Origin of the sequence: Paenibacillus sp. EKM212P (assembly GCF_011066115.1) — a bacterium.
In the GTDB taxonomy this organism is placed as follows: domain Bacteria; phylum Bacillota; class Bacilli; order Paenibacillales; family Paenibacillaceae; genus Paenibacillus; species Paenibacillus polymyxa_B.
In genome coordinates this window covers 1-8,362 of the sequence record NZ_JAAMNR010000022.1, presented here as the reverse complement: position 1 = coordinate 8,362, position 8,362 = coordinate 1, and the positions used below count along the sequence as shown (strand labels likewise).

At 52.1% G+C, this 8,362-nt stretch carries 1 protein-coding gene; it reads left to right on the top strand.

Going from position 1 to position 8,362, the window contains the following annotated elements; translation table 11 throughout:
* Positions 1–8,362 (top strand): non-ribosomal peptide synthetase (locus G9G54_RS24670; RefSeq protein ID WP_165179923.1); only part of this gene is annotated, 8,362 nt, incomplete at both ends.

The window sequence follows — 8,362 nt, the reverse complement described above, 5'->3', positions numbered from 1 at the left end:
GTACAGGCGATTTGGCAAGATGGATGCCGGACGGCAACATTGAATATTTGGGTCGGATGGACCATCAGGTGAAAATCCGGGGCTACCGAATCGAACTGGGCGAGATCGAATCGCAGCTGTTGCAGGTGGAGTCGGTACAAGAAGCGGTCATCATGGCTCGTGGGGACGAAACGGGTCAAACACAGCTCGTGGCGTACTATGTGGCGAGTCAAGAACTGGGAGCCGGTGAGCTGAGACATGAGCTGGGACAAGAACTGCCAAGCTATATGATGCCGTCGTATTTCATCTGGTTGGAGCAGATGCCGCTGACACCGAATGGTAAAATCGACCGCAAGTCCCTGCCAGCACCGGAAGGCAATCTGCACAGCGGTGCGGATTATGTAGAGCCGCGCACTGCACCGGAACGAGCGCTTGTAGCGGTCTGGCAGTCCGTCCTGGGTGTGCCAACCGTCGGTATGTTGGACAATTTCTTTGATCTGGGTGGCGATTCGATCAAGGCGATTCAAATCGTATCGCGTGCATTCCAGGCCGGCTACAAGCTGGACATGAAGGATTTGTTCCGCTATCCCATCGTCGCAACACTGGCATCGCATATGCATGAGGTCAGTCGTATGGCAGATCAGGGAGAAGTAAGCGGAGAAACGGCGTTGCTTCCGATCCAGCACGAGTTCTTTGAGCAGGAGCAAGTAGACGTGCATCACTTTAATCAGGCGGTTATGCTGCACCGGGAGCAGGGGTTTGACGAGTCGGCTCTGCGTCAGGCGCTTGGCAAGCTGACAAAGCATCATGATGCTTTGCGAATGGTGTTCAGCAAGACCGCGCAAGGCTATAAAGCATGGAACCGTGGAATACAGGAAGGCGAGCTGTATCAGCTGGACGTGCTGGACTTTAGGGATATAACGGATGAAGCCATGCTCAGCGTGGCAATTGAGGCGAAAGCTACCGAAATTCAAAGCAGTATCCAACTGCATGAAGGGCCGCTGTTTAAAGCAGGTTTGTTCCACTGTGTAGATGGCGATCATTTGCTGATGCTGATTCACCATTTGGTGGTGGACGGGGTATCCTGGCGTATTTTGTTTGAGGATTTGACTACTGCCTATGAACAGGCCATCCATGAAGAGGTGCTTCAGTTACCGGACAAAACGGATTCCTTCCGATCCTGGTCACAAAAACTTTCCGAGTATGCGAATAGCGCAGCCATGGACAGTGAACACGCCTACTGGGAGCAATGGAACGCAGTCGCTTTGTCTGACCAAGTACGTTTGCCTGAGGATCAAGTGCAGGCTGACTCATTTACTTTAGCTGACACGGATTCAGTGGTCGTCCAGCTTACGGAAGAAGAGACGGAACGGCTGTTGAAGCAAGCACACCGCGCATATAACACGGAAGTGAACGATCTGCTTCTGACGGCATTGGGCATGATGCTGTACACGTGGACGGGTCACGAACGCAGTCTGATTCATTTAGAGGGACACGGGCGTGAGAACATTTTGCCGGATACGGACATTTCTCGTACGGTAGGCTGGTTTACGAGTCAATATCCGGTATGGCTGGACATGGGCAGTGATCCTACTTTATCGGGACGCATCAAACAGGTCAAAGAGAGTCTGCGTGATATTCCGAATAAAGGAATGGGCTACGGAATCTGGAGATATTTAAGTGAATCTGGCCAAGCCATGGGTCAGCAAGCAGATGCACTGCATCTTGGTCAACATCAAGCTTTTGCTGAGCCGCAAGTGAGCTTTAACTATCTCGGACAGTTTGATCAGGACTTGCAAAACAACGATCTGCGTAGGTCTCCTTATTCGACTGGATCGGTCGTTAGTGACCGGACGAAAATGAAATTTGCTCTCGATGTGAGCGGAATCGTAACGAACGGCATCCTGGAACTGGATATTCGGTATAACAGCAAAGCCTACCGCAAGGACACCGTCCAAATGCTAGCCAATCTGCTGAAATCCAATCTGCTTGAAATGATCGAGCATTGTGTCACACGGGAGCGGACCGAATTGACTCCAAGTGATGTGCTGTTTAAAGGCCTGACACTGGAGCAATTAGATACGATTAAGGAGCAGACCAAGACGATTGGGGAATTGGAAAATGTATATCCGTTAACTCCCATGCAAAAGGGTATGCTGTTCCACAGTCTGATGAATGCAGAAACAGGCGTGTATTTTGAGCAGGCAACCTTTGATCTGGAGGGCCACTTTGCGCCATCTATATTCGAGGAAAGCTTGAAGCTGCTGGTTAGCCGGCATGCTATATTACGGACGAATTTCTATAGCGGCTGGCATGGTCAACCGTTGCAGATTGTCTATCGTCATAAAAACCCGAGCTTCCGTTATGAAGATGTCAGAGGGCGTGAACAGGCTGTAGCTGAATTTGTGTCCCAGGATAAAGCTCAAAACTTTGATCTAAGCAAGGATGCGCTCATGCGCGTAACTGTCTTCCGCACGGGCGATCGCTCATACCGTTTTGTATGGAGCTTCCATCATATCGTCATGGACGGCTGGTGCCTGTCCCTGATGACGGACGAAGTGTTTGGTGCGTATTTTGCCTTGCTGGAAAACAAGCAGCCAGAGCTCGCACCGGTTAAGCCGTATAGTGACTACATTGAATGGTTGGAAGATCAGGATGCGCAGGAAGCAACGCGTTATTGGAGTGACTATTTGGCAGACTTTGAGCAGCAAACCTTGTTGCCTGGTGAGAATGCGCAAGCTTCTGTAGCCGTACGGGATGAAAAACTAGACGGAAGTGGTGGAAGTTCAAATTCTGGCTATGTTTCGGAAAAGCTGCCATTTATGTTGGGTAAAGAACGGAGTGCGGCATTAAACCAAATGGCCAAGCAACAACATGTCACGATTAACACATTGCTGCAAAGCGTTTGGGGCGTTATTTTACAGCAATACAATAATAATCAGGATGTTGTGTTTGGTGGTGTGGTATCCGGTCGTCCGGCAGAAATTCCAGGTGTGGAAAGCATGATCGGTTTGTTTATCAACACGATCCCAGTACGCATATGCAGTGCACCGGATGCTACATTTGCTGAAGTATTGCAGCGCACCCAGGAACAGGCCTTGGCCTCTAGTGTCTATGACACGTTCCCGCTATACGATATCCAGGCACTGACTGAACAAAAACAAGACCTGATTCATCACATCATGGTCTTTGAAAACTACCCAATCGGACAGCAGATGAAGCAGATGGGCGGTTCCGGCGAGACAAAGGCACAAACAGGCTTCTCAATTGCCAATGTGGCACTTGCCGAGCAAACCAACTACGATTTTAACCTGATTGTCGTGCCTGACGAGGATATCTCCATTCTGTTTGAATACAATGCTCTGGTGTATAACCGGTCTGCAATGGAGCGTATCCAGGGCCATATCAACCACGTCATCGGACAAATCGTGGACAACCCGAATATCCGTGTGAATGAGCTGGAATTGGTGACACCGGAAGAGCAGGCGCAGCTTGTTCAAGTCTGGGGGGATACGGCGGCAGCTTATCCGCAGGATCAAACGCTAAGTGCACTGTTTGAGCAGCAGGCCGCGAATACACCGGATCAGGCAGCAGTGTTGTGCGGATCGGAATCGTTGACCTACGCGGAGTTGAATGAGCGCGCGAACCGACTCGCACGCACCTTGCGTGCGGAAGGCGTCCAACCGGATCAGCCTGTAGGCATACTGGTTCACCGTTCGCTGGACATGATCGTAGGTATTTATGCGATCCTCAAAGCAGGCGGAGCCTACGTGCCAATTGATCCAGAATATCCGGCGGACCGTATCCGCTTTATGCTGGAGGACTCGGGCGCGAAGCTGGTGCTGACGCAATCGCATCTGGCGGGGCAAGCGTTACTGAGTTTCGACGGCCAGGTGCTGGTGCTGGATGGTCAGGAGCAGGATGGCCAAGACATCTACCACGAAGACGGTTCGAATCTGGAGCCACTGGCCGGGCCGCATCATGTAGCCTATGTCATCTATACCTCCGGCTCCACGGGAAAACCGAAGGGCGTGATGGTGGAGCACCATTCCGTGCTGAACCGGATTTTGTGGATGCATGATCGTTACGGCTTGAGTGCGGAAGATACGATCCTGCAAAAGACGGCCTTCACGTTCGACGTGTCGGTGTGGGAGCTGTTCTGGTGGTCGATGGTCGGCTCGAAGGTAAGCCTGCTGTCCGTGGGCGGGGAAAAGAACCCGGAAGACATTGTCGACACGATTGCCCGCGATGGCGTGAGCACAATGCACTTTGTACCTGCCATGCTGCATGCGTTCCTGGAGTACGTGGAGCAGCAGCCACGGGAAGTGATGCAAGCGAAGCTGGCAACGTTGCGTCATGTCTTTGCCAGCGGCGAAGCATTGCCACCACAGCATGTGGCCCGGTTCCAATGGCTCGTGTCGAGCCTAGTGGGAGCGAAGCTGATTAACCTGTACGGTCCAACCGAAGCGACGGTGGACGTATCGTACTTCGATTGCGAGCCTAATGAAACCTATTCGGTCATTCCAATCGGAAAACCGATTCAAAACATTCGTCTGTACATCGTGAAGGAAGGCACGGAGCAATTGCAGCCGATCGGGGTTGCGGGTGAGCTGTGCATTGGCGGTGTCGGCGTAGCCCGAGGCTATCTGAACCGTCCAGAGCTGACGGCCGAGAAATTCGTAGCCGATCCGTTTGCTGGCGGGGAAGCAGGCTATGAGCGGATGTACCGCACAGGCGATTTGGCGAGATGGATGCCGGATGGGAACATTGAATATCTGGGCCGGATCGACCATCAAGTCAAAATCCGGGGTTACCGGATTGAGCTGGGCGAGGTGGAATCGCAGCTGCTCCAAGTGGAATCGGTACGAGAAGCCGTGGTCACAGCGCGTGCGGATGAAACGGGACAAAAACAAATGGTGGCGTACTATGTCGCCGGGCAAGAGCTAGGAGCCAGTGAGCTGAGAAGTGAGCTGGGCCGGGAGCTGCCAAGCTACATGGTGCCATCGTACTTTGTACAGCTGGAGCAAATGCCGCTGAGTCCAAATGGCAAAATTGACCGCAAGGCCCTGCCAGCACCAGAAGGCAGCCTGCAATTCGGAACGGATTATGCAGAGCCGCGTACGGCGCAAGAACGCGCTTTGGTAGCGGTCTGGCAGTCAGTACTGGGGCTACAGACGGTCGGTATTTTGGACAATTTCTTTGATCTGGGCGGCGATTCCATTAAGGCCATCCAAATCGCATCGCGTGCGTTCCAGGCCGGCTATAAGCTGGACATGAAGGATTTGTTCCAGTATCCAACGGTCGAAACACTGGCACCGCATATGCATGAGGTCAGCCGTATGGCAGATCAAGGAGAAGTAAGCGGGGAAACCGCGTTGCTTCCGATCCAGCATTGGTTCTTTGCGCAGGAGCGCGAGCGCCCGCAGCACTTTAATCAGGCGGTCATGCTCTATCGTGCCGAGGGCTTTGATGAGACGGCGATTCGCCAAGTCATGGATCACATCGTGAAGCATCATGATGCGCTTCGTACGGTATTCCGTCAGACTTCATCCGGTTACGAGGCTTGGACACGCGGTGTAGATGAAGGCACGTTGTATACGCTGGAAACCGAAGACTACCGTGAACAAGTAGCCTATGCGGAAGCACTGGAAGCGAAGGCAAATGAAATTCAAAGCAGCATTCACCTGTCCGAAGGACCTCTGGTGAAGCTGGGATTGTTCCGCACAACCGAGGGCGATCATTTGCTCATAGCTATTCACCATTTGGTGATAGACGGGGTGTCGTGGCGGATTCTGTTTGAAGATTTCTCGACAGGTTACGAGCAGGCGATCAAAGGCGAGCCTGTACGATTGCCCTATAAAACGGATTCCTTCCAAGCATGGGCACGGGAGTTGTCGTCTTACGCCAACCGTCCTGAGGCTGCATCGGATGAAGTTTATTGGGGGAATATGGAACAGGCCAAAACTGAAGCCGCGCCGCTGCCTAAGGATTTTGCCTACGAGGGCTCTTTGAATGCAGACAGCGAAGTGCTGACGGTAGAGTGGACCGAAGCTGAAACCCAGCAGTTGTTAAAGCAGGCCCATCGCGCCTACAACACTGAGGTCAATGATTTGCTGCTGACTGCGTTAGGATTGGCGATGCACAACTGGACAGGCGCCGGACAGGTGCTAGTGAACCTGGAGGGACATGGCCGGGAAGCAATCCTGCCCGAGGTGGATATGACACGTACAGTAGGCTGGTTTACGAGCTTGTATCCGGTGCTGCTGGATACGGGTGCAAACCTGACGCTGGCAGAGCGGATTAAAGAAACGAAGGAAGGTTTGCGCCGGATTCCGCATAAAGGGCTGACCTATGGCACCTGGCGCTACTTGTCTCCTGCGTCTGCATCGGATGAAGCGCATGCGCTTGCAGCAGAACCGGAAATCAGCTTTAACTATTTGGGTCAGGTCGATCAGGATCTACAAAACAGTGGAATCACATGGTCATCCTATAGTGCAGGAGAGACAGAGGATGCACATTCACCGCTGCAATATACGCTGGATTTAAACGCGATGATCTCGGAAGGCACGCTGCGCTTGACGATTGCTTACAGCCGCAAGCAGTATCGCCAAGAAACGCTGGAACGTGTGGCGGGACTGTTGCAATCCGCTTTGCAAGAGGTGATTACGCATTGCGTCGCTCAGGAACAGCCGGAACTGACCCCGAGTGATGTATCCTTCAAAGGTCTGACGACTAGAGAACTGGAACAAATTGCGGAACAGGCGGCACGTACAGGTGAGCTGGAAAATGTATACGCACTGACGCCGATGCAAAAGGGCATGCTCTTTTACAATCTGATGGACTCGCAATCAGGAGCTTATTTTGAACAGGCATCCTTTGATCTGCAGGGACATTTTAATGTCGATGCGTTTGCGGCCAGTTTGGATGTATTGATGCAGCGGCATACGGTACTGCGCACGAACTTCTACAGCGGCTGGAAAGATGAACCGCTTCAGGTCGTGTACCGCAATAAGCGCAGCGAACTGTATGTTGAGGATTTGCGGGATATGGAGGAAGTGAAGCAAAACGAGTATATTCTCGAATTTACGCGCCAAGACAAGCAAAGAGGCTTTGATCTGGCGCAGGATGCTTTGATGCGTGTGGCTGTTTTGCGCACAGGTGAGGAAGCGTACCGTTTTGTGTGGAGCTTCCACCATATCGTCATGGACGGCTGGTGCTTGTCGCTGGTGACAAACGAAGTGTTTGCGAGTTATTTTGCGATACTGGCCCATAAACAGCCGGAACTAGCACCTGTAACGCCGTACAGTCAATATATCGAATGGCTGGAGCAGCAGGATCGTCAGGCTGCATCAGGTTACTGGAGCAAGGTTCTGGAAGGATATGAGGAACAGTCCCGCTTGCCACAGGCTAAAATCCAGGGCAAAACGGGATATCAGGCGGATCGTCTAGATTTTGATTTGGGCGCAGATCTAACGGCAGGCATTCAGCGCATAGCCAAGCGTTATCAGGTGACGATTAATACGTTGATGCAGACCGTGTGGGGCCTTTTGCTGCAAAAATATAATGGCACAGATGATGTGGTGTTTGGCAGCGTGGTATCTGGACGTCCGGCAGACATTCCGAATGTGGAGCACATCATTGGTCTGTTTATCAATACCATTCCTGTACGCATCCGCAGTCAAGTGGACAGTTTATTCTCAGACATGATGAAGCAAACCCAGGAGCAATCGATCGATTCCCATGTCTATGATACGTATCCGCTGTATGAAATTCAGGGGTTGTCGGAGCTTAAGCAGGATTTGATCAATCATATTCTTATTTTTGAAAACTATCCGGTAGAGGAACAATTGGAGCAATTAGGCAACGGTGAGGTGTCCAGCTTCAGCATCACTGGAGCTGAGTCTGTCGAGCAGACCAACTATGACTTTAACCTGGTAGTGCTGCCAGGGGACACCATTCACATGAGCTTTGGTTATAATGCCCTGGCATTTGAACGGGAAAGCGTAGAGCAAATTCGAGGTCATCTGGTGCAGTTGCTGGAGCAGGTGACAGCGAATCCGAACATTCGTGTACATGAACTGGATATGGTTACGGCACAGGAGCATGAGCAAATCGTCGAGGCTTGGGGTAATACAGCGGCAGCATATCCAAGCGAGCAAACGATCCACGGCTTGTTCGAAGCGCAAACTGCGCAGACGCCGGAGCAGACAGCCTTGTTCTTTGAAGGAGAGCAGTTGAGCTATCGCGAGCTGAATGCACGCGCCAATCGTCTGGCTCGTACCTTGCGTAGTCAAGGTGTGACGAAGGATCGTCTGGTGGGTCTGATGACCGAGCGCTCGGTGGACATGATCGTGGGGATCTTTGGGATTTTAAAAGCCGGGGG